The organism is Paenibacillus vietnamensis (assembly GCF_020169515.1).
Taxonomy (GTDB): domain Bacteria; phylum Bacillota; class Bacilli; order Paenibacillales; family Paenibacillaceae; genus Pristimantibacillus; species Pristimantibacillus vietnamensis.
The window spans coordinates 1-21,847 of the sequence record NZ_JAHMHW010000009.1; the positions used below are offsets into that span (position 1 = coordinate 1).

General features: G+C 57.2%; 17 protein-coding genes. 5 read left to right on the forward strand and 12 right to left on the reverse strand.

Annotation, left to right across the window (positions count from 1 at the left end):
• Window positions 1-500: hypothetical protein (locus KP806_RS17315; RefSeq protein ID WP_224724981.1), on the forward strand; the 500-nt coding region annotated here is incomplete at its 5' end.
• A gap of 262 nt (window positions 501-762) precedes the next feature.
• On the opposite strand, the gene KP806_RS17320 is transcribed toward KP806_RS17315, so the two are convergent.
• The 8 genes from KP806_RS17320 to KP806_RS17355 form a co-directional block, all read right to left on the reverse strand.
• Window positions 763-1,881: a S1C family serine protease gene (locus tag KP806_RS17320; protein WP_224724982.1), complete on the reverse strand. Its 1,119-nt coding sequence runs from the start codon at window positions 1,879-1,881 to the stop codon at window positions 763-765.
• A 14-nt stretch (window positions 1,882-1,895) separates the two neighbouring features.
• Window positions 1,896-3,128 (reverse strand): FxLYD domain-containing protein, encoded by a 1,233-nt coding sequence (locus KP806_RS17325; protein WP_224724983.1) that lies wholly within the window; start codon window positions 3,126-3,128, stop codon window positions 1,896-1,898.
• Between the two features lie 215 nt (window positions 3,129-3,343).
• Window positions 3,344-5,014: a ribulokinase gene (locus KP806_RS17330; protein ID WP_224724984.1), complete on the reverse strand. Its 1,671-nt coding sequence runs from the start codon at window positions 5,012-5,014 to the stop codon at window positions 3,344-3,346.
• Window positions 5,015-5,031: 17 nt separating this feature from the next.
• The gene (gene araD / locus KP806_RS17335; RefSeq protein WP_318153669.1) at window positions 5,032-5,727 is read right to left on the reverse strand and encodes an L-ribulose-5-phosphate 4-epimerase; all 696 of its coding nucleotides are present in this window, start codon (window positions 5,725-5,727) and stop codon (window positions 5,032-5,034) included.
• A 153-nt stretch (window positions 5,728-5,880) separates the two neighbouring features.
• On the reverse strand, window positions 5,881-6,987 hold the full coding sequence (locus KP806_RS17340) for a GntR family transcriptional regulator (protein ID WP_224724985.1): 1,107 nt from the start codon (window positions 6,985-6,987) through the stop codon (window positions 5,881-5,883).
• 166 nt (window positions 6,988-7,153) lie between these two features.
• Complete coding sequence (galU, locus tag KP806_RS17345; RefSeq protein ID WP_224724986.1) at window positions 7,154-8,032, reverse strand: UTP--glucose-1-phosphate uridylyltransferase GalU; 879 nt, start codon at window positions 8,030-8,032, stop codon at window positions 7,154-7,156.
• Between the two features lie 66 nt (window positions 8,033-8,098).
• On the reverse strand, window positions 8,099-9,502 hold the full coding sequence (locus KP806_RS17350) for a sensor histidine kinase (RefSeq protein WP_224724987.1): 1,404 nt from the start codon (window positions 9,500-9,502) through the stop codon (window positions 8,099-8,101).
• A complete protein-coding gene (locus KP806_RS17355; protein WP_224724988.1) occupies window positions 9,499-10,173 on the reverse strand; it encodes a response regulator transcription factor in 675 nt (224 codons plus the stop codon). The genes KP806_RS17350 and KP806_RS17355 overlap by 4 nt, the downstream gene beginning before the upstream one ends.
• 155 nt (window positions 10,174-10,328) lie before the next feature.
• Here KP806_RS17355 and trxB point away from each other — a divergent pair, with 155 nt between their 5' ends.
• The 3 genes from trxB to KP806_RS17370 all read left to right on the forward strand — a co-directional run bounded on the left by trxB (window position 10,329) and on the right by KP806_RS17370 (window position 14,983).
• Window positions 10,329-11,273 (forward strand): thioredoxin-disulfide reductase, encoded by a 945-nt coding sequence (gene trxB, locus KP806_RS17360; protein ID WP_224724989.1) that lies wholly within the window; start codon window positions 10,329-10,331, stop codon window positions 11,271-11,273.
• Window positions 11,274-11,513: 240 nt separating this feature from the next.
• A complete protein-coding gene (locus KP806_RS17365; protein ID WP_224724990.1) occupies window positions 11,514-13,484 on the forward strand; it encodes a glycoside hydrolase family 13 protein in 1,971 nt (656 codons plus the stop codon).
• A 224-nt stretch (window positions 13,485-13,708) separates the two neighbouring features.
• A complete protein-coding gene (locus KP806_RS17370) occupies window positions 13,709-14,983 on the forward strand; it encodes an MFS transporter (protein ID WP_224724991.1) in 1,275 nt (424 codons plus the stop codon).
• A 95-nt stretch (window positions 14,984-15,078) separates the two neighbouring features.
• Here the strand turns inward: KP806_RS17370 and KP806_RS17375 are convergent, their stop codons facing one another.
• The 4 genes from KP806_RS17375 to KP806_RS17390 all read right to left on the reverse strand — a co-directional run bounded on the left by KP806_RS17375 (window position 15,079) and on the right by KP806_RS17390 (window position 20,312).
• Window positions 15,079-16,737 (reverse strand): alpha-amylase family glycosyl hydrolase, encoded by a 1,659-nt coding sequence (locus KP806_RS17375; RefSeq protein ID WP_224724992.1) that lies wholly within the window; start codon window positions 16,735-16,737, stop codon window positions 15,079-15,081.
• Window positions 16,738-16,741: 4 nt separating this feature from the next.
• The gene (locus tag KP806_RS17380; protein ID WP_224725123.1) at window positions 16,742-17,581 is read right to left on the reverse strand and encodes a sugar ABC transporter permease; all 840 of its coding nucleotides are present in this window, start codon (window positions 17,579-17,581) and stop codon (window positions 16,742-16,744) included.
• A gap of 2 nt (window positions 17,582-17,583) precedes the next feature.
• Entirely contained in the window at window positions 17,584-18,897 is a 1,314-nt protein-coding gene (locus tag KP806_RS17385; RefSeq protein WP_224724993.1) for a carbohydrate ABC transporter permease, read from the reverse strand.
• A 98-nt stretch (window positions 18,898-18,995) separates the two neighbouring features.
• Complete coding sequence (locus tag KP806_RS17390) at window positions 18,996-20,312, reverse strand: sugar ABC transporter substrate-binding protein (RefSeq protein WP_224724994.1); 1,317 nt, start codon at window positions 20,310-20,312, stop codon at window positions 18,996-18,998.
• Between the two features lie 502 nt (window positions 20,313-20,814).
• On the opposite strand from KP806_RS17390, the gene KP806_RS17395 reads away from it, so the two are divergent.
• The gene (locus KP806_RS17395; RefSeq protein ID WP_224724995.1) at window positions 20,815-21,843 is read left to right on the forward strand and encodes a LacI family DNA-binding transcriptional regulator; all 1,029 of its coding nucleotides are present in this window, start codon (window positions 20,815-20,817) and stop codon (window positions 21,841-21,843) included.
• Window positions 21,844-21,847 lie beyond the last annotated feature (4 nt).

Here is a 21,847-nt window from a genome sequence, read left to right on the forward strand (position 1 = left end):
CAGGGCCGGGGCCATTCCCGCCAGGGCCGGGGCCATTCCCGCCAGGGCCGGGGCCATTCCCGCCAGGGCCGGGGCCATTCCCGCCAGGGCCGTTCCCTGGACCGTTCCCTGGGCCGTTCCCTGGACCGTTCCCAGGACCGTTCCCTGGGCCATTCCCGCCGGGGCTGAACACGGTATCCGTCTTCATTAACGGCGGCAGAGCGTTCCCATTCGCGACACGTGCGTATCGCGTTCCGTTCCGTCCGGGAATGACGATTTACCTGGCGCTTGCAGAAACCGGAGCCGTCCGCTTTAACCGGTTCGGGCAGATCGTATCCGTCAGCGGCATCCCGGTCGGCGGCGGCATCGGCTATCAGCTGCAGCTGAACGGCCGCGCGATTCCGCAATCGTTACTCGGCTTGCCGATTCAGCGGAACGACAATGTAGGGCTCGCACTCTTCTACACGCCTTTTCAGCGTGAAGAAGCAGACGGCCAACAAATGCCTCAGGACGAAGAGTGACACGGACTCCAAATCTGTGATTAAACCGTATTACTCCAAACGCTAAACCATCGGATCCACAATCCGCTATCTGCCCGGCTGAAGCCGAACTACAGCCGCTTTGAGGCAGGTAGCGGATCCCGTGTCGCCAAGCCGCTGTCCGAAGCCGTTGCCCTGCTGTCTTAAGCCCAAAAGCTGCACTAACCCCCATGTCCCCCAAAAAAAGAGCCGAAGCGCCGTCTCCCCCGGACGAACGCTTCGGCTCTTTTTTCTGCAATGAACGCTATTCTATCACCTTTCCTTTGCCGCTAATCAGCTTCAGCTGGTCGTTCTCGTAGGCGATCTCATACGTAACCTGATATTTGCTCAGCACGTATTCCCCGTCCGTCCGTTCGTCAGCCGAGATGACGGCAATGACCGTCGCCCGGTCGTCCTTGCCTTCGCTCACGTGCATGTCGTCAATCACGACATTTCTCGTACCGAGATAACCTTCCCGGAATTGCTCGTAGCTGGTGCCGTCCTTCCAGTTACCGCCCAGCAGCGAATAGGCGTACACATAATCGGCATTATTCAAGCTGTCATAAAAGTGGGAAACCAAATATTCGGCCATCTCGCCCATTCCCGACTCAACCTCGATATTGCCCGCTCCGCTCTCCGTCTCCAGTTCAGGCAGCTCCTTCATCGGCTCCTTCGACCAGCCCTCCGCCAGCCCGATGACATTTCCGATTGGGATGCTGAAGCCGATCGAGCCCTGCTCATAGCCGGCCGAATTAATGCCGATCACTTCGCCCGTCTTCTTATCGACGAGAGGTCCGCCGCTGTTGCCGGGGGCAATCGGAGCCGAAATTTGGTACAAATCGGAATACAGATACGGCTCGATCTCAAAACTCCGGCCGACGCCGCTGATTATGCCTGTGGTCACCGTATTTTGAAATCCTAACGGACTTCCGACAGCCAGCACCTCATCGCCTACCTCCGCCTTTTCTCCGCGCACAATCTGCAGCGGCTCCGTGCCGGACAGCCCCGGAACGCGGACAACCGCGACGTCCGTCTCCGTGCTGATGCCGATCACTTCACCCTTCAGCTCGCGGGCATCGGCGGTTTTGATCGTAACGCTGTCCGTTCCGGCTACTACGTGTGCGTTCGTAATCAGATCCCCTTCCGAATTATACAGAAAGCCGGAGCCTTGTTTGCCGCTCTCCGTTTCGATCATGACCACAAGCTTTTGCGTTTCAAAAATAATATCCTTTAACGATTTCGGAGTCCCCTGCCCGGACGAAGCAAGCATAGGCTTGCCCTTCAGCCGGCTTGGCACCTCGGTATGTATCGCGTAAGCTCCGGCCGCTCCGCCGCCCAGTATAAGGACCGAAGCGAGGATGCCGATCCACATTTGTTTTTTCATCTGACCGGCCTCCCTCAGTCCAAATACCACGTCGCATGATCGACGGCAGCTGTTGTATTCTCCGCATTCACACCGGGAATAATCTCTAAAAATGTCATCGTCTCTCCCGGCTCCACGTAATTCGGAGTCGCCTCGGCCTTTCCTGATGCGATCTCGTTTCCTTCGGCGTCGTATACGATGTAATTGACAACGACCGAATAGATCGGCCTGGTCGCCACATTTTTCAGCTGGGCCTCCACCGTCAGGTCACCGTATTCGTCAAGCGAAGTTTGGATGAGAACTACCTCGACAGCGGCGGTCTGGTTTTTCAACTCCTCGGCCGCCGCTTTCTGCATGGCCTGCTCCAGCCGCTGCTGCTCGGCCTTCTCGTATTTCTCCTTTTCCTGCTTAATCCGGTTCTCCAAGGCAAGCAGCTTCTCATTATCCTGCGCATGCTCAAGCGCCTTGGCCGTAACGGCCAGCGCTCCCGAGTAATTTTTATTCAATAGCAGCGTTTCTGCATCCTTGTAACAGATGTCGGCGATTCGACCGATAATTTCCGCCTGAACCTCCGCCGATTCCCCGCCGTCCAAGCTTTTCGCAACCTGCAGCCTTGCTTCCAGCTCCTCAACCGTCTGCAAGCCGTCCAGCTCCTGCTTCAGCTTCAAAATACCCAGCTGCGTCACACTGCCATCTAGCCTCTCTCTCACCTTCGCATAGATCGGCTCGTTATGGCCCTTCAGCAAGCTCCGCGCTTCAACGATCGCCTGCTCGGCATCCTTCGTCTTCTGCTCCTTCAAAAGCTTGTCCGCCTCTTCCGCCTTCTCCTCAAGCTCCATTACATGCAGAACAACCTCCAGATCCGCATGAATGGCGGCGAACGCCGGACGGGTCTCGGCCGCTTGCCTCAGCTTCTCCAGCGCCTCCGAATAGCTTCCGGCCAACGCCTTGGCCTTTGCCTCCGCCTGCAGCTCAAGCACCCTGTCGTTAAGGCCCTCTTCGTACATATAGTAAGCCGCCAGCCCGCATGACGTGAACACAGCCAAAAGAAGCGGCAGAAGTATAGCCCGCACGGAGCTCTTCCCGCCGCGCATCTCGGCCGGTGCATGCGAATCCGCTCGCGGGGCCGGGATCGTCGGAACGGACGGAACGGACGGCTCCAGCCCGGCTGCAGCCTCCGCGTCATCGTCCGCAGCGAGCAGCCGTCCGCACTGCTGGCAGTAGACAGCATCGTCCGGGCGCTTCTTGGCGCAATAATGGCAATACAATTTCCTTTCATCTCCCAGCAAGTCATTCTCTCTCAATATATCTATCTATTCTATATGAAAAAGTAAATGTTCTCCATTCTAAAATGATGGGAACGGCAACTTTTTAACGAACGCCATTTCCCCCAGCTTCGAAAGGCCTCGCCCAACTTGCCAATGCACAAAAAAAAACGGTTCTGCCTTGTCCGTCGCCGGCAGAACCGTTCCCTATTACAGCATTATGCCTGTTCTTCCTTAATCGCTTTCAGACGTTTCATGACGTCGTTTGCGCCGCGGCCGTAGTAATCGTGAAGCTGGTCATACTCCGCATAAAGCTTCTCGTACACCGAGACGTTTTCCGGAATCGGCTTGAACGTTTCCTCGCGTACGCGCGCCATTTTCTGCGCCGCCTCCACGATGCTGTCAAAGCCGCCTTTGTCTGCGCCTGCCGCTACGGCGCCGAACATCGCCGCACCGAGCGCCGGCGTCTGCCTGGAAGCCGTCACCTTGATCTCACGGTTCGTTACGTCGGCATAGATCTGCATCAGCAGCGCGTTTTTCTGCGGCAAGCCGCCGCACGCATACAGCTCGTTCACCTCTACGCCGCTGCTGTGGAAGGCGTCGACGATTTTGCGCGTGCCGAACGCCGTCGCTTCCAGAAGGGCGCGGTAAATTTCCCAAGGCTTCGTCAGCAGGGTCAGACCAAGGACTGTACCGGTCAAATCCGTATCGACCAGGACGGAACGGTTGCCGTTCCACCAATCAAGCGCGAGCAGGCCGGACTCGCCGGCTTTCAGCTCCTGCGCCTTGCGGGTCAGGTAGGCGTGTACATTTTCACCGGCTTCATCTGCCTCCTTGTACACATAAGCCGGAACGGCTTCCTTCACGAACCACTCGAAAATATCGCCAACGGCGGATTGGCCTGCCTCATAGCCGTAGCAGCCCGGAATAATGCCGTCCTCCACGACGCCGCACATGCCTTCGACTTCCTTCTCTTCCGTACCGAGCAGCATATGGCAGACCGACGTGCCCATCGCCATGACGAGCTTGCCCGGCGTAACGACACCTGCTCCAGGTACGGCGGCATGCGCATCCACGTTGCCGACCGCAATCGCCGTGCCCGGAGCAAGACCGATGCGGGCCGCGATGTCAGGCAGCAATTCGCCGGCCTTGGAGCCGAGCGGAACGACTTCGCCGCGCAGCTTCGTTTCCGTCAGATTCTCGAGACGCGGGTCAAGCGCTTTGTAAAACTCCTTGCTCGGGTAGCCTTCCTGCTTATGCCACATGCCCTTATAGCCGGCTGCACAGCTGTTGCGCACGATGCTGCCGGTCAGCTGGCCGATAACCCAGTCGGTCGCTTCCACCATTTTGTCGGCCGCCTCGTAAATGTCCGGAGACTCGTTCAAAATTTGCCATACCTTCGCCAGCATCCACTCGGAAGAAACTTTGCCGCCGTAGCGCGTCACCCATTTCTCGCCGCGCTGCGCCGCAAGCTCGTTGATCAGGTTCGCTTCGTCCTGCGCCGCGTGATGCTTCCAAAGCTTCACCCAGCTGTGCGGGTTATCCTTGTAGGCATCCTGGACGCAAAGCGGCTGGCCGGCCTCATCGACCGGAAGCATCGTACAAGCCGTAAAATCGATGCCAAGGCCGATGACGTCCCCGGGGTTGACGCCCGACTCCTTCATCACCGCCGGCACGGATTTTTCAAGCACCTCGATGTAGTCCAGCGGATGCTGCAGTGCCCAGTCATGCTCCAGCTTAATGCCGGATACGGGCAGCTGTTCGTCGATAACATGGTGCGTATATGGTGTGACATGCTCCGCCGCTTCGGCCCCGTTCGACAAATCCACAAGCACCGCGCGGCCGGATTGCGTGCCGTAATCGACGCCAATTGCGTATTTTTTACCCATTGCTGTCCGGGTACTCCTTATTTTTGGCCGTAATAGGCGTTAGCGCCGTGTTTGCGCAGGTAATGGCGGTCTAACAGGTTTTGATCCATCGGCTGTACGTTAGGATTCAGCTGGAACGTGTGCAGCGCCATCTTCGCGCATTCCTCGAGAACGACCGCGTTATGAACCGCATTGTGAGGGTCTTTGCCCCAGCAGAACGGAGCGTGGCTGTTCACGAGCACCGACGGCACCTGATTCTCGTCGATTTCCCTCGATCTGAACGTTTCAACGATCACGTTGCCCGTTTCGTGCTCATACGCGCCTTTAATTTCCGCTTCCGTCATTGCGCGCGTACAAGGAACCTCCCCGTAAAAATAATCCCCGTGCGTCGTTCCGAGAGCCGGAATAGCGCGTCCCGCCTGCGCCCAGCTCGTCGCCCACGGCGAATGCGTATGCACGATGCCTCCGATTTTCGGAAAAGCTTTGTACAATAAAACGTGAGTCGCCGTATCCGAAGAAGGACGAAGATTGCCCTCCACGACGTTGCCGTCCAAATCGACGACGACCATTTGCTCCGGCTTCAGCTCTTCGTAAGCTACGCCGCTCGGCTTAATGACCGCATAACCGGACTCCCGGTCGATCCCGCTGACATTGCCCCAAGTGAAAGTAACCAACCCGTATTTCGGCAAATCCATATTCGCTTCCCAAACCGCATGCTTCAACGCTTCCAACATGAGACTAACCGCTCCCTTCAAGCTCGCTTCATTTTGATTGCCCGTTCACAGTTATACGGACATTTTCACGTCAATCCATCATTTTCATTATAAGTTGTACGTACAAGTGTGTCACGTGTTTTTTACTTCAATTCTTCTAAAAAAAATCCCCGGCTACCGGTTCGGCTGCCGCGTCGATTCCCGGATGACCAGCTGCGGATCGTACACCTTATCCTGCACCTGCCGTCCCTGCTTGTCCACCATGGCCAGAAGCAGCGCAACGGCGTCGGCGCCCATCTCCGTTTTCGGATGGGCAACGGTTGTCAGCTTGACCTCCGTCGCGGTCGCCAGGTTCGCATCGTCGAAGCCGACGATCGACAGGTCCTCGGGCACGGCGAGCCCCAGCTGGCGGACGACGTCGAGCATCCGGACGGCCAGCTCGTCGTTATAGCAGATCATGGCGGTCGGCCGCTGCTCCGGATCGCGCTGCAGCAGCGCAAGCAAGGCGTCTGCGGGCAGCGTCCGCTTCTCCTCCGTCGTGTACCGCAGCAAAAAGTCGGCCGGCACGGTCAGCCCCCGTTCGCGGTGCGCCCTCAGGAAGCCGCGCATCCGGTGAACGCCCTGGAAATCGTCGGTTTTGAAAAAACCTGCGATCCGGCTGTGGCCCAGCTTGATCAGATGCTCCGCCGCGCGGTAACCGCCAAGCTCGTCGTCCACCCGCAGGCACGGCGCATCCAGGTCGCTGTAGCGCTCGTTCAGCATGATATAGGGAATTTTCATTGCATCCAAAGCGAGGAAATAATTAAAATTCGGATTGCCTTCGGCGCTCTTCGTCGGCTCGATGATCAAGCCCGTAAGCGGCTCGCGCAGCATCGAATCCAGGCTCTCCTTCTCCTTTTCCTTCTCGTTGTCCGTGCTGGCAAGCAGCAGCCTTGCCCCGACCGAGCGGAGACTGGATTCGACGCCCCGTACGATCGTCGGAAAAATATAATCCGATATATGCGTCGTAATCATGCCGATCGTCATGCCATTGGAGCCGCCGCGGCGCTCGGGAGCCGTCTGGTCGGAGACGAACGTCCCCTTTCCCTGCACGCGATACAGCCATCCCTCCTGCTCCAGATCGCCCAGAGCCTGGCGCACGGTCTGGCGGCTCATCTCGAACTGCTTGCCGATCTCGTTCTCCGACGGCAGCTTATCGTGCGGCTTGAACTGCGCAGTGACGATCCAGGATAAAATCTGCTGCTTAAGCTGCATATATTTCGGCTGTTGCTGTTCCTTCACTTCACACCTCTGCTCCGTTAGTTGTATGCCTAGTAGTATACCACAAGCTTAACTTGTACGTACATCAAATACAAATTGGGAAACCCAGCGCCAAAAAAGCCGACCAGGCCAGCGCATCCCGCGCACCGCCTAATCGGCTTTTCAATTTTTACTTGCTGCTCGGCATTTACTTATGGGTCTCCTTCAGCCGCTCCAGCAAATACCGCCTGACGTCCTCGCCCAGATCGTCGCGCTCCAGCGCAAAATCGATCGTGGCCTGCACGAAGCCGAGCTTATCTCCCACATCATGCCTGCGTCCGTCAAAACGGTAGGCGGTTAAGGAGGAAAGCCGGTTCAGCTGCTGCAGACTGTCGGTTAGCTGGATTTCTCCGCCCTTGCCCGGCTCCGCCTTCTCCAGCAAATCGAAGATGGCCGGATCGAGCACATAACGGCCGACGACCGCGTAATTGGTCGGCGCCTGCCCGGGTGCCGGCTTCTCTACAATATCGCGGACGCGGGCGACCTGCTGCCCCGCCTCAATGTCGACGATCCCGTATTTATGCGTCTGATCCCAGGGCACTTCCATGACCGCAACCACGGACGAGCGCTGCTGCTCGTAGATCTCAATCATTCGGCTCAGACACGGAGGGTCGGATTTCAAAATATCGTCGCCGAGAAGGACCGCAAACGGCTCATCCGCAATAAAGCGCCGGGCGCACATGACGGCATGACCGAGGCCGAGCGGCTCCTTCTGTCTGACGTAATAAATGTCGGCGAGCCGTGAAATATCCCGCACCATTTTCAGCATGTCCTCGTTATGCCGCGCTTCCAGCTCCATTTCAAGCTCGGCGGACTTGTCAAAATGGTCCTCGATCGCACGCTTGTTCCGGCCGCTGACGATAATGATACTTTCTATGCCCGACGAAACGGCTTCCTCAACGATATACTGGATCGCCGGCTTGTCGATGATCGGGAGCATTTCCTTCGGCTGCGCCTTCGTAGCCGGCAGGAACCTGGTTCCGAGTCCCCCGGCAGGAATAATCGCCTTCCTAATCCGCTTCTCCATACGAGCATACCCCCACTGGTCGCAGTTTTCGAAACACTGCCTCCATCATACCCTTTTTCTGCCTAATTATCCAACATAGGATGAGGAGGCCGGTCCCCCCAGAGGCAAGCGGACGATAAAGCATGCTCCCTGCCGGTCCGGCTGGGCTTCAAGCGCGATCGAGCCTCCGTGGATCCGGACGATTTTCCGGGCGATCGACAGCCCGAGACCGCTGCCGCCGGCGCTTCTGTCCCGCGATGAGTCCCCTTTGTAGAACCGCTCGAACACCCGGTCCTTGTCCTCCTCCTTAATGCCGATCCCCGTATCGGAAACGCGGACGACCGCTGAGCCCTCCAGCTCCGTCAGCGTGAAGGAAATGACGCCTCCCTCAGGCGTAAACTTCATGCTGTTGGACAGCAAATTGACCCACAGCTGGCTCAGCTGATCCCGGTCGGCCGTAATGACCGTCTCTTCCATCCGAAGCTCCACGGTCTGCCGCTTGGCCAGCCAGTGCGGCTCGGAGGCGAGCACGACGTCGCGCATTTGGCGGTCCAGACGGTACGGCTCCGGACGGAACGGATGCTGCTGCGAATCAAGCGAAGCGAGCTTCAGCAAATTTTCGCTCAGCCGGGACAGCCTGGTGCTCTCCTCCTTGATGATGCTGATGTACCGGTTGCGCTCGGCCTCCGTCACTTCTCCGCTGCGAAGCGCTTCCGCGAAGCCGCCGATCGACGTAAGCGGCGACTGGATTTCATGCGAGACGCTCGCCACAAAATCCTGGCGCATCGTCTCCAGCTGGGACAGGCTGCGCGCCATCCGGTTCATGCTCCCCGCAAGCTCGCCAAGCTCATCGCCCCGCCTTGCAGGGAGCCGGACGGAGAAATCGCCCTCCGCCATGCGCGTCGCAGCGGATGTCATCATTTTGAGCGGCCGGACCAGATAACGGGCTGCTACCAGGATGAGGCCGCTGCCGACGATCAAAATCGTGACCAGCAGCGTAACCGCCGTCCAGAGAAAATTGCTGTTCTGGGGAAAACGGTCCGGCTGCACGAACAATGCCCATCTCTCCCCGCCGAACTGTACCTGCCTGCCCAGCCCCGGCGGTACAGGCCGCTCCTCGGAGCCCGGTTCGATGACGCCGATCCTGACCGTGTTTCCTCCGAACACGCGGGACAGATGCTCGAATGTTATTTTGCCGGCCATCTCCGCGCTCCGCTCTCCCGAAGCTACAAGCTGATTCGTCCGGCTGACCGCAATAATCGACAGTCCCTGCAGCCTGGACATTTCATTCAAAAACTGCTGAACGGACGCCGGCTCCGACACGGCATACAGCTGCTCGATCCTCTGGATCGACTGATCCAGCTGCCCCGGAAGCTGCCCTCTGGCGTCCCTCTTGAACAGCTGGCTTGTGAATAAGAAAGCCACGCCGATGCTGATGATAACAATAATAAGGAAAGTTGCGGTTATCCGGACGTAAAGGCTGCGGATCATGCCCATTCCTCCAGCCGGTAGCCTAGCCCGCGGATCGTTGCTATACGGAAGCCGTACCTCTGCTCCGGAAAACGGTCGCGCAGCCGCTTGATATGCACATCGACCGTGCGCTCGTCCCCTTCATAATCCATTCCCCATATTTGCTCGATTAGCTGATCTCGCGAAAAGGTTTTGCCGGGGTAGCTGGCCAGCTTGAACAGCAGCTCAAACTCCTTCGGCGGGAGCGTGATCCGGTCGCCGTCCGCGGTCATTTGAAAGTCCGCCCGGTTCATGGAGACGGAGCCGAACTGAACAGTCTGCGATGCCGCGATCCGGTACCGCTTCAGCAGCGCCTTCACCCTGGCGATCAGCTCCGGCGGATCGAAGGGCTTGACCATATAATCGTCCGCGCCGAGCTCGAAGCCCTTCACCTTCTGGGAGGTTTCCCCCTTCGCGGTCAGCATAAGCAGCGGGATGTCGTAGCTCGCCCGCAGCGCCGAGCAAAGCGACCAGCCGTCCATCCGGGGCATCATCACATCGATAATGGCGAGATCGGCGCTTACCGTCTCCAGCTTCGCCAAGGCGTCCAGCCCGTCCGACGCCTCAATGACCTGACAGCCCTCCCTTCTCAGGAAAAGACTGACCAGCTCTCTAATATTCGAATCGTCGTCCGCAACTACGATTTTAGGCATTTTTTCTCCTCCAGCTTGGCATTATCAAGTCGTTACTCTTAAGCATACTTCATCAACATGAACGTTACATGAACGATATTGACACTTCCGTTAGATTATAATAATTTTAAACTAGGATTCATTATATCGGCTATTTCCGATTGGAGGAATTATAGATGGTACACAAAACGATTATTATCGGTACAGGTCCCGCCGGCCTGACTTCCGCTATTTACTTGGCGCGTGCCAACATGGAGCCGCTCGTGATCGAGGGCTGGCAGCCGGGCGGACAGCTGACGACAACGACCGAGGTGGAGAACTTCCCGGGCTTCCCGGACGGCATTCTCGGCAGCGAGCTGATGTCGAACATGCGCAAGCAGGCGCAGCGCTTCGGGGCGACCTTCAAAACCGGCTCCGTCAAAAGCGTCGACTTCAGCAAACGTCCGTACACTCTTGACGTAGAAGGTCTTGGCGAACTGCAGGCGGAATCGGTAATTATCTCGACCGGCGCTTCGGCGAAATATCTCGGCATCCCCGGCGAGCAGGAAAACATCGGACGCGGCGTCAGCACCTGCGCGACGTGCGACGGCTTCTTCTTCCGCGGCAAAAAGATCATCGTCGTCGGCGGAGGCGATTCCGCGATGGAGGAGGCGGTCTTCCTGACGCGCTTCGCTTCCGAGGTTCGCCTCGTGCATCGACGCGAAGAGCTTCGCGCTTCGAAGATCATGCAGGACCGCGCCCGCTCGAACGAGAAAATCGTTTGGAGCCTGAACCGGACTCCGGTTGAAGTTGAGGCAACGGGCATGGGCATGAAAGGGCTGAAAGTGCGCAATAACGAAACGGGCGAGGAAGAGCTGCTGGAATCGGACGGCCTGTTCGTGACGATCGGACATACGCCGAACACGGGCTTCCTCGGCGGCCAGATCGAACTGGACGAGCAAGGCTACATCATCGTGAAGCCGGGCACCTCCGAAACGAATATTCCGGGCGTCTTCGCCTGCGGAGACGTGCAGGACCGCAACTACCGCCAAGCGATTACCGCGGCGGGCAGCGGCTGCATGGCCGCACTCGACTGCGAACGGTTCCTGGAGTCGCAAGCCCATCAAGCGGTCCATTCTTAAGCTTGTTTAGAAAAAACGGACTGGCACATCGGCAGCTTATTAGTTATAATGTACGTGTTGAGAGCTACAATATAAAGGCAATGCTACCGGACCATCGTTCTTAGTGCGCTTCGCGAATGCGGCGCCTGAACGTGTTAATGGAAAAGGTACAACCTCGGCTTGTAATGAGCGGGAGGTTGTACCTTTTTCGCGTTTACAGGGCCAAAAACGATACCCAATACCCGTTAAGGAGATGAGTGTATGTTATTAGAAGCGGTTTACCACCGGCCAAAGCAAAACTGGGCATATGCCTATGACGGCCAAACGCTGCACATCAGGCTGCGAACCAAAAAAGCGGACGTGTCGGACGTGCAGGCGATCGTAGGCGACAAATATGCATGGAATCAAACCGTCACGAGCGTGGAGATGCGCATCTTCTCATCCGACGCCCTGTTCGATTACTGGGAGACGGCCGTCATCCCTCCGTTCCGCCGCCTCCGGTACGCGTTCCGCCTGGCGGACGGTTCCGAAACCGTATTTTTGACGGAGAACGGCTTTAACGGGACGCTTCCTGACAATCCGAACACCTTTTTCGACTTTCCGTATATCAATCCGGCCGACGTGTTCGAGCCTCCGGCTTGGGTGAAGGACGCCGTCTTTTATCAAATCTTTCCCGAGCGGTTCGCGAACGGCGATCCGTCCATCGATCCGAAAGACGTGCTGCCGTGGGGCGGCGAGCCGACTCCGAGCAATTTTTTCGGCGGCGATCTGCAGGGCGTCATCGACCGCTTGGACCATATAGCCGGCCTCGGCATTAACGCGATCTATTTCACACCGGTGTTCGAAGCGACGACCAACCATAAATACGATACGCAGGATTACTTGCGGGTGGATCCGCATTTCGGCACGAACGAGAAGCTGAAGGAGCTGGTCGACGCCTGCCACGCCCGGGGGATCCGGGTGCTGCTGGACGCCGTATTCAACCATTCCGGCAAAACCTTCCCTCCGTTCGTCGACGCGCAAAAAAACGGCCGGGAGTCCAAATACGCCAGCTGGTTCCACGTGCGCGAATGGCCGCTGCAGGTGGTGGACGGCGTGCCGACCTACGAGACATTTGCGTTCGAGCCGCTGATGCCGAAGCTGAATACCGAGCATCCCGAGGTCAAGCAGTATTTGCTGGAGGTGGCCCGCTACTGGATCGAGGAGATCGGCATCGACGGCTGGCGTCTCGACGTCGCGAACGAAGTGGATCACCAGTTTTGGCGGGAATTCCGCAAGACGGTGAAAGACGTCAATCCGGAGGCGTACATTCTCGGTGAAATCTGGCATGACTCCTTGATGTGGCTGCAGGGGGACCAATTTGACGCGGTGATGAACTATCCGTTCACGAATGCGGTTCTTGATTTTTTTGCTTATCAAAAAATCGGCGCCGCCGCCTTCGCGAACGCGATCGGCGCGCAGCTTGCCGCTTATCCGCAGCAGGTGACGGAAGCGGCGTTTAACCTGCTGGACAGCCACGATACGCCAAGGCTGCTCACGATTTGCGATGACAATACGGACGCGATGAAGCTGTCCTCCTTGTTCCAGCTCACCTATCCGGGCACGCCATGCATTTACTACGGGGACGAGATCGGCCTGAACGGCGGCGGCGACCCCGGCTGCCGGAAGTGCATGATCTGGGAGCCGGCCGGGCAAAACCGGGAGCTTCTGCATTTCTACAAGGAAGCGATCGGACTTCGCAGCAGCTACGATGCGCTTCGCAGCGCGGATATCCGTTTCGTGCACGTCGGCGAGGCGGACGGTACGCTTGCCTATGAGCGTCTGGGCGGCGGCGAGCGCCTTCTGATCGCCATGAACGCACGCGGCGAGGCGGCGGAAATCCGCTTTACCGTCGATACGGTGCCGGCGGACAGCGGTGTAGGGGCGCCGCACGCTCCTTCCTTCGCCGGCTTTGCCGATGAGGAGGACGCTGCAGACGGACCGCTGAAGGAAGCCGAAGCGGCCGCCGAGATCGATACGGCGGAGACGGAGGAGGCCATCGCAGAGGCCGCAGAGGCCGCGGCTGTGGAGGCAGTGTTCGCGGATGCGGCTAAAGGCGGTGTCTCCGAGTGGACGACGCTGTTCTCCTGCTCCGGCTGGCAGGAGACTGAAATAGTCAGCAGCGAGGACGGTGAGCTCAAGCTCTCCCTTCCAGCTTACGGCTACGTCGTTCTGAAGCAGCAGGTAGGTTAACGGCGGGATAACGATACTTCCTATCGCTCTCGTGCTCGAGTGAGGTAACTTTGCGGCCAATTGCGATAGATTTTAGCGTTATATGCGGCGTTCGGAGCGTTTCGGCATGCGGAGGGCGGGATGACGGCAGGCGTTCCACGCGTTTGACCCATGCGGCCGGCGGGATGACGGCGACCTGCGCGATTAAGTATGTGAGTATTGCATAACTACGAGGAGGTTATTCCATGCTTGAGATTGCCGAGAGTCGGAAACCGATGCCCGGGGCACCCGAGGAGCCCGGGACGCCTGCCTCCATCTGGCGAAGCCGGACGTTTCTGGCCGTGTTCGCCAGCTACAGCCTGTCGCTGCTGGGCAACACGTTTCACAGCATCGCGCTTAACCTGTGGGTGCTGCAAACGACGGGGAGCGCCAAACTGATGTCCGCCGTCCTGATCACCCACTTGGCCGCCGGCATCCTGTTCGGCTCCTTCGCCGGTACGGTAGCCGACCGGGTGGACCGGCGTACGCTCATGTGGGTGACCGATCTTGTCCGGTTTGCACTCGTGGCGGCCATCGCCATCCTCGTCTACCTGCCGTCCGTCCCTTTCGTCTACATCGTCCTGCTGACCGGCTTGACCGCATTCGCCGGAACGTTCCGCACACCGGCCTTCCAGGCCTCGCTCGCGGAAATTGTAAGCAAAGCTCAGGTGACGCAAGCCGTCGGAGCGATCGGCATTGCCGATAATCTGATCCGCATAACGGGCTTCGCGCTCGGCGGGATCGCCGTTGCGTTTTTCGGAGGCGCATTCGCCATTGCGATCGACGCCGCGGCGTTTCTCGTCTCTGCGGTCCTCCTGTTTGCATCCGGCAAATTCCCCTACGCCGCAGCTAAGGAACCCTCCAAACCGAAAACGTCGTTCAAAGAAGATCTGGCCCAAGGCCTCCGCTATATGTGGAGTGATCCGTTCACCAAAGCAGCGGTCATCCTGCTGACGGTGGTCATGTTTTTCTTCCTCTCCACCTTCATGCTTATCCAGGTCATGGCCGTAAAGGTATGGCTGGCGCCCCCTTTCGTATTCGGGCTGCTGGAGGCCTGCATTCCGCTCGGCTACGTTGCCGGCTCCGCCCTTATCATGCGGCTTGACAAGCGGATCCGCAGGCGCGGCATTTGGATCCTCGGCAGCTTGCTGCTAATGGGTCCCGTTTTTATCGTTATTGCGCAAATGCCTTCGGCTGTGGGAGCTCTTCCGTTTATTTTGCTGGTCGGCTTCCTCTTCTCATTCAGCACGACCATCGTGTATATCGTTCTTCGCGAAGCAATCGAGCCCGGCCTGCAAGGACGCGTGTTCGGCATGCTGGGCTCCTTGACCAGCGCGGCTCCGCCCGTCGGGCTGGCCGTCTTCTCCGCCTTATCCGATGAATTCGGCCCATCGCTCATCATCTCCGCCAGCGGAGCATGCATGCTGCTCGCCGCAGCCGCCGCATCGATGCGGTTAACGACGATCCGCCGCTTCGACTAACCCTCTTCACGCGCCCCCCGTCCACCATACCTCCAAAAAACACAAAACCGCCGGATCAAGGGTCATCCTGCCCTTGATCCGGCGGTTCTCTCCAATTACTTCAAAATAACGCTGCTGTAAGCGGGAAGCGTCAGCCTGCCTTCTTCCAGCGCGGCGTCCTTGACGGTCGAGCGGATCAGCTCCGTGAACGCACCATAGACATCAGATGTCGGAAGCTCCGCCGTCTGCGGCTCGCCCGACAGATTATGCACGACGAGCACCCGATCATTTTCGGTGACGCGCACATAGGCGCTCAGCTTCGGGTTCGCAGCTTGCAGCTTGAACTCGGCGATCGTTCCGTCTCGCAAAGCGGGCTCTTCGTTCCGCCATTTGATCAGCTCGCGGTAATGGCTGAGCAGGGACTCTCCATCCTCCAGCTGCGCTTCGACGGATACCGCTCCCGCCTCCGCATTGTAGCGGGAGCTTTCCCACGACGTCTGGCCTTCGCCGCCCGCCGGATCGCTGTACCAGTTCATCGGCTCGCGGATATATTCATCCGGCTTGGCGCCCTTCATGCCGATCTCCTCGCCGTAATAGAGATACGGCGTCCCCGGCAGGGTAAGCAGCAGCGCCGCCGCCATTTTGGCATGCTCGATATTTCCGTCCAGCGCCGTCATCACCCGGTTTTGGTCATGATTGCTAAGAAAAGGCGCGTCCACAAACGTGCCTCCCGACGCTTTGCCGTACACGCCGTAAGCTCTTCCAAGCGAGAAAGCCAGATCGGCATCCTGCTCGCTCCGTGCCGAGCTGATCAGACGGTCAGCCAGATCGAAGTGGAAGGCCGAATCGAACGCCCGGTCGAAATAAGGAGCGATGACGGCCAGCGAATCCCATACCTCCCCGATCAAATAGGCGTCCGGATTCGTCTCGTTCAGGCCGGCGCGGAATTCCTGCCACCATTTTTGGTTGGCTGCCTGGACCTCGGGAGTGCTGACGCTGGACTTGAAGTCGCCGTAAATATGCTTGGCCGCATCCAGACGGAAGCCGTCCAGCCCCTGCTCCAGCCAAAACCGGCCGATCTTGATCATTTCCTCCCGCACTTTCGGCTCGTCGAAGTTCAGATCGGGCATTCCGCCCCAGAAAACGCCTAAATATTTCGAGTCGCCGGCAGCATGCCACGGATTGCCGTCCACCGCTCCGTCTGCAGGCGCCTGCTCCGCTGCCGGCTTAAACGTATACCAGCTCCGGTACGGGCTCCCGGGATCGGCAAGCGCCTCCTTGAACCAGGGATGCTCGCTGCCGGTATGGTTGACGGCAAGATCCATAATGACCTTAATGTCCCGCTTATGCGCTTCTTCCGTCAGCTTCTTCAAATCGTCCAGCGTGCCGTATTCCGGATTCACCGCATAATAATCGGTTGTGTCGTAGCCGTGATAGCTGGGCGAAGCCGTAATCGGCATCAGCCAAATGCCGCCTATTCCGAGCTCCTTCAAATAATCGAGCTTGGCGGTGACGCCGTTCAGATCGCCAACCCCGTCGCCGTTCGTATCGTAGAAGGAGCGGACAAATACTTCATAAAAAACGCTTCCCGGCTGCTCATCCGCCTCATAGGAGGCGGGAACGGCACCGGGAGAATCCGCCTGCTCAGTGGATTCTTCCCTCTCCGGTGCGGAAGCGGTGCCGCTTCCCCCGTCGTTACCTGAGCATGCCGCCAGAGCGGCGAGCAGCAAAATCAGCAGCGCCGGCAACAACCGGCGCAAACGCAAGGAGCTCATCGCATCATCCCTTCGAGGCGCCCGACATCAAGCCCTGCACCAGGAAACGCTGCAGGAAGACGAACAGGAGCGTAATCGGAATCGCGATGAGAACGGCACCCGCCGCGAACAGCGTGAAATTACTGTTTTGATACGAGCTGACCAGATCCCACATGCCGACCGCAAGCGTCCAGTTTTCTTTGCTGCGCAGCACAAGTCTGGCAAAAATAAAGTCGACCCATGCGCCCGTAAAGGACGTAAGCGCTACGTAAGTCAGCATCGGCCGCGATAGCGGCAGCATGATTTTGATGAACACCTGCAAATGCGAGGCGCCGTCGATGCGCGCCGCCTCGTCCAGGCTGCGCGGAATCGTGTCGTAGAACCCTTTTACGACGAAGCCGCCCAGCACCGAGCCCGCGGAATACACAAGAACAAGCGCCGTATGCGTATCGAGCAGGTTCAGCTGCAGCAGGAAGATGAAGATCGCGATCATGCTCATGAAGCCGGGAAACATGCCGAGCACCAGCATCGTGGTCAAAATATTTTTGCGGCCGCGGAAGCGGAACCTCGATAAGGCATACATGCTGAGCGTCGTCAGAATCGTCGAGAAAATCATCGTCAGCATCGCGATTTTCAGCGTATTCACATACCAGTTGCCGTAGCGGAAGCTCGGGCTCGTGAACAATTCCTTGTAATGCGCCAGCGTGAACTGGTCCGGAATGAGCGTCGGGCTGAACAGCGCGGTGCCCGGACGCAGCGAGGACAGCAGCACCCAAAGGGCCGGATAGACGGCACAAACGGCAATCGCAATCAGGATCAGGTAGCTAAAAGTCAGACGAACCGCATTTGCGGTTTTGCGTCCCATTTTCATTGGATCATATCCTCCTCTTTGAATGACCGGGAGCGGCGGTAGTTCCAGATGGAGAAGGACGCCACGATCAGGAATATGATGATGCCGATCGCCGAAGCCATATTGAATTGGCTGTTGTTCAGCGTCAGCTTATACAGCCAGGTAACCAGCAGGTCGGTGCTTCCCGCGAACTGGTAATCGCCCTTGACCGGATCGCCGTTCGTCAGCAGGAAAATGACGTTGAAGTTGTTGATGTTGCCTGCGAACTGCATGATCAGAATCGGCGCAGTGGAGAATAGGATAAACGGGATGGTAATGATTTTGAATTTTTGGAAGCCCGTCGCCCCGTCCACGTCCGCCGCCTCGTAAAGATCCTTCGGAATGGCTGTCAGCACGCCGAGAATAAGCACCATCGACACCGGAATGCCGACCCACATATTGACCAGGATGACGGTCACCTTCGCCCAGAACGGGTCGGTCAGCCACGGCAGCCGGTCGAGTCCGAAATAACCGAGATACTGATTGATCGGACCGAACTGTCCATTAAATAAATTGCGCATCACGAGCAGCGAAATGAGCTGCGGGATGGCATAGGGAATGATGAAAATCGTGCGCCAAAGCTTTTTGAAGCGGACGCCCTTCGATTCGATCAGGAGCGCGACGAGAATGCCCCCGAAGTAAGTCGTCACCGTCGCGATGACCGCCCATATGATCGTCCACGTGAAGACGCCGATGAACGTATGGCTCCACGTTTTGAGCGTCAGCAAATTCGCAAACGTCTGAAAGCCGACCCAGTCGACAAGCTTATTCGGCGGAATATGGTCAGGCGATGCATAGTTCGTGAAAGCAAGCATGACCATAAAAACGATCGGCATAATCGTCAGGAACAAAACGCCGATTGCAGGTATCGTCAGCATGAGATGCGGGAATTTTTGATCCATAACATGCTCCCAGGTTTGCCTGAAGCCTGCCGGCTTGACGCCTGTTTCCCTTAACTTGCCCGTCTGATATGCATCGCGGATATTCGAGATATAAAAAACGAGAAAAATCGCAAATAAAAAAATCGTAATAAGTCCGCTGATCAGAAGAAAAATCGAGTGATCCCCTTCGACCCGAACCATGACCCTGCCTACCTTCTCAAACCCTTGCGTCTTTTCTCCGAGCGTCACAACGCCCCATACGGCTCTGCCGAAATTCGGAATAAAATAAGCGAGCGCTGCCGCTTCGACAGCGAATAAAATCAAGCCTTTGATGAACTGGCGGTTATACCATTGCCCAAGCCCCATGAAGAGTGCTGACAAAATAGCCGCGGTGCTGCGGTGACGATTCATGCCGCCTGGCTCCCTTCCTCTCATATGAAGAAATATGCGTGATAAACGGTGGTTTACCCGCCGAATCGCTTCGGCGGGCAGACCGTCTTCGGAATTGGTTATTTGGCGGCTGCGCCATTGTTCGCGTCTTTGATTTGCTGAACCGCGTTGTCAAGCGCCGCTTTCGCGTCTTTGCCGTTGTTCCATACGTCCGAGAACGCCGCTCCGATCGGGCTCCATACGTTGCCCATTTCCGGAATGGAAGGCATTGGCGTCGACTGGTTGAACTGCTCCAGGAAGCCCTTCACGATTTCGTTGCTTTGTACGGCAGGATCCGCAGCCGCTTCTTTGTTCGCAGGAATCGCTCCCGTCAGCTCGAAGTTTTTCAGCTGAGCTTCCTTCGTCGATGCGAAGTACGAGAACAAACGAGCCGCATTCGGGTATTTCGAGAACGAGTTGACGTACCAGGCTTTGATGCCGGAGAACGAGGAAGCCGGCTGGCCGTTAATGCTAGGCAGCGGAGCTACGCCGAAATCGATGCCCGCGTTTCTGTAATCGCCGATCGTCCAAGGCCCGTTAATGTCCATCGCCAGCGTGCCGGCCGTGAACAGGCCTTTTTTGATATCGTAGTTAATGTCGCCGGAGTTCAGCGGCAAAAGGCTGTTTTTCAGGGAGCCGTAGTAGCTCAGGCCTTTGATGGCGCCTTCCGTGTTCAGGCCGATATCGTCCTTGTTCTGTCCGTTGTCGCCGTATACGTAGCCGCCGGTCGAGATGAACGGGTAGCTGAAATAAAAATTGCCTACGTCCCACATGAGGGCGTATTTGTTGTTTTTCGGATCGTTGAACGTTTTGGCGAATTCGACGATCTCGTCGAACGTTTTAGGCACCTCTTTAATAAGTGCTTTATTGTAAAACAGCGCATACGTTTCAACGGAACGAGGGTACCCGTAGAGGACTCCGTCGTAAGATACCGCGTTAACCGCGATTTCGGAGTTGGCGCTTCTCGATTGCTCCTCATAGAAATCGTTCGGAAGAATAAGGCCGGCCGTTACGGCTTTGCCGAGGTTGTCATGCGGGAACAGCACCACGTCCGCGCCAAGCCCGGCCGGTCCGTCCGTAACCAGCTTGTTGACCTGATCGCCGGCGCCGATTTCCTCAAACTTGATGTCGATTCCGTATTTCTCCGTGAACTCCTTCGCAATCGCCTCGACGAACGGACGCTCCTCCTTGCTTTCCCATACGAGCAGCGATGCGCCTTCTTCCGGAACGATGTCCTCCGCGCCGGTAGTTCCTTCATTTGCGTTGCCGGAAGCGTTGTTCGTTGGCGCATTCGTCGCATTGCCCGGATTTTCGGTGCCTGCTCCTTTATTCGCTCCGCCGCATGCGGACACGACGAACAAAGCCGCAACCATAGTCGTAACCAACCATTTTTTCATACTGGATGATCCCCCTTCATAAATGTGTGGCATGCCTGACTTTCTGAATGATGTCCGCTCCAACCGTTCCGGTAAGCCCACTCTCTTAAAATGCTGTGTACCCGCAAACGCTGCGCAATCCAGCTTTTTCACACGCCTCGCAAGGCGTTTTTCTTAGGACGACAAGTTTGGGCAAACGTTTGTACAAGCATGTCGAGAAAATGCAGAAAAAACGGTATTTTCACCTTTTCCCTGCATGATTCCGGACTTGTTGGCGCGTTGTAAGCGTTCTATTCGTGTGTTCATCATACAACAGCCCAATGAATTTGTTAAAACGTTTGCACAGTTCGTTATGAAGAAAGAACAGGGGCATATCTTCATTTTTCTAACGAAATCTCCGGTTTAGTCAGTATTTCAATATTTGTGCAACGCTTTCCTAAGATATATATTTACATTTAGGCAACAGTTGCATTAGGATGAAGCATATACTTGCACACTCGATTGCACGATGGAGGCTTTCCGTATGGTAACGATAAAAGATATTGCCAAAGCCGCAGGAGTATCGCCTTCTACGGTTTCCAGAGTTGTATCCAACCACCCGAGAATAAGCAAAGCGACTTCGCAGAAGGTTAAACGCTTCATGGAAGAAATGGGTTATCACCCGAATGTGATGGCGAAGAGCCTCGTTTCGAAGACGACGCAGACGCTGGCCATTATGCTGCCGCGCCCTGCCGAGGAGCTCTTTCAGGACTTCTTCTTCGGAGAATTGCTGCGGGGCATTTTAACCCAGTCCACCCGCGCCGGCTACGACATGCTGCTCACGACCGCCACCTCGCCGAACGATGAAACCGAGACGGTGTCACGCCTGGTGCTCGGCCGCAGAGTCGACGGCGTCATCCTTTTATCCTCGCGGGTAAACGACCCGCTGATCGACCTGCTCGATAAGCACAAATTTCCGACTGTTCTGATCGGCCGCACGGAAGGGCATTCGAACATTTTGTCCGTCGACAACGATAATGAACAAGCGGCATACGACGCGACACAGCATCTGATTTTACAGGGGCATGAACGAATCGGTTTTGTAAGCGGTCCCCCCGCGCTGACCGTTGCGCAGGACCGGATGAATGGTTACCGCCGTGCGATGCAGGAGGCCGGGCTTCCCGTCCGCTCCGAATGGATCGTCGAAGGAGAGTTTTTGCAGCAAAGCGGCTACCGCGCCATGTCGTTTATGATGAGCCTGCCGGAGAGGCCGAGCGGGTTGGTCGCCATTGACGATGTCGTTGCCTTTGGCGTCCTGCGCGGCTTGACCGAGCTCGGCTACAAGGTGCCGGACGATCTCAGCCTGGTCAGCTTCAACAACATCGCCCTGTCGGAGCTCGCAACGCCGCCGATCAGCTCCATCGATATCGGCACGTATCAGCTCGGCTACACCGCATCGCAAATGCTCATCCGTCTCATTCAAGAAGAAGACGTTCATCAAAGCCGCATGATCATCCCGCACCGGTTAATCGTCCGGGAATCATCCATCCAAACCGTATCCAAAAGGAGCTGACTCT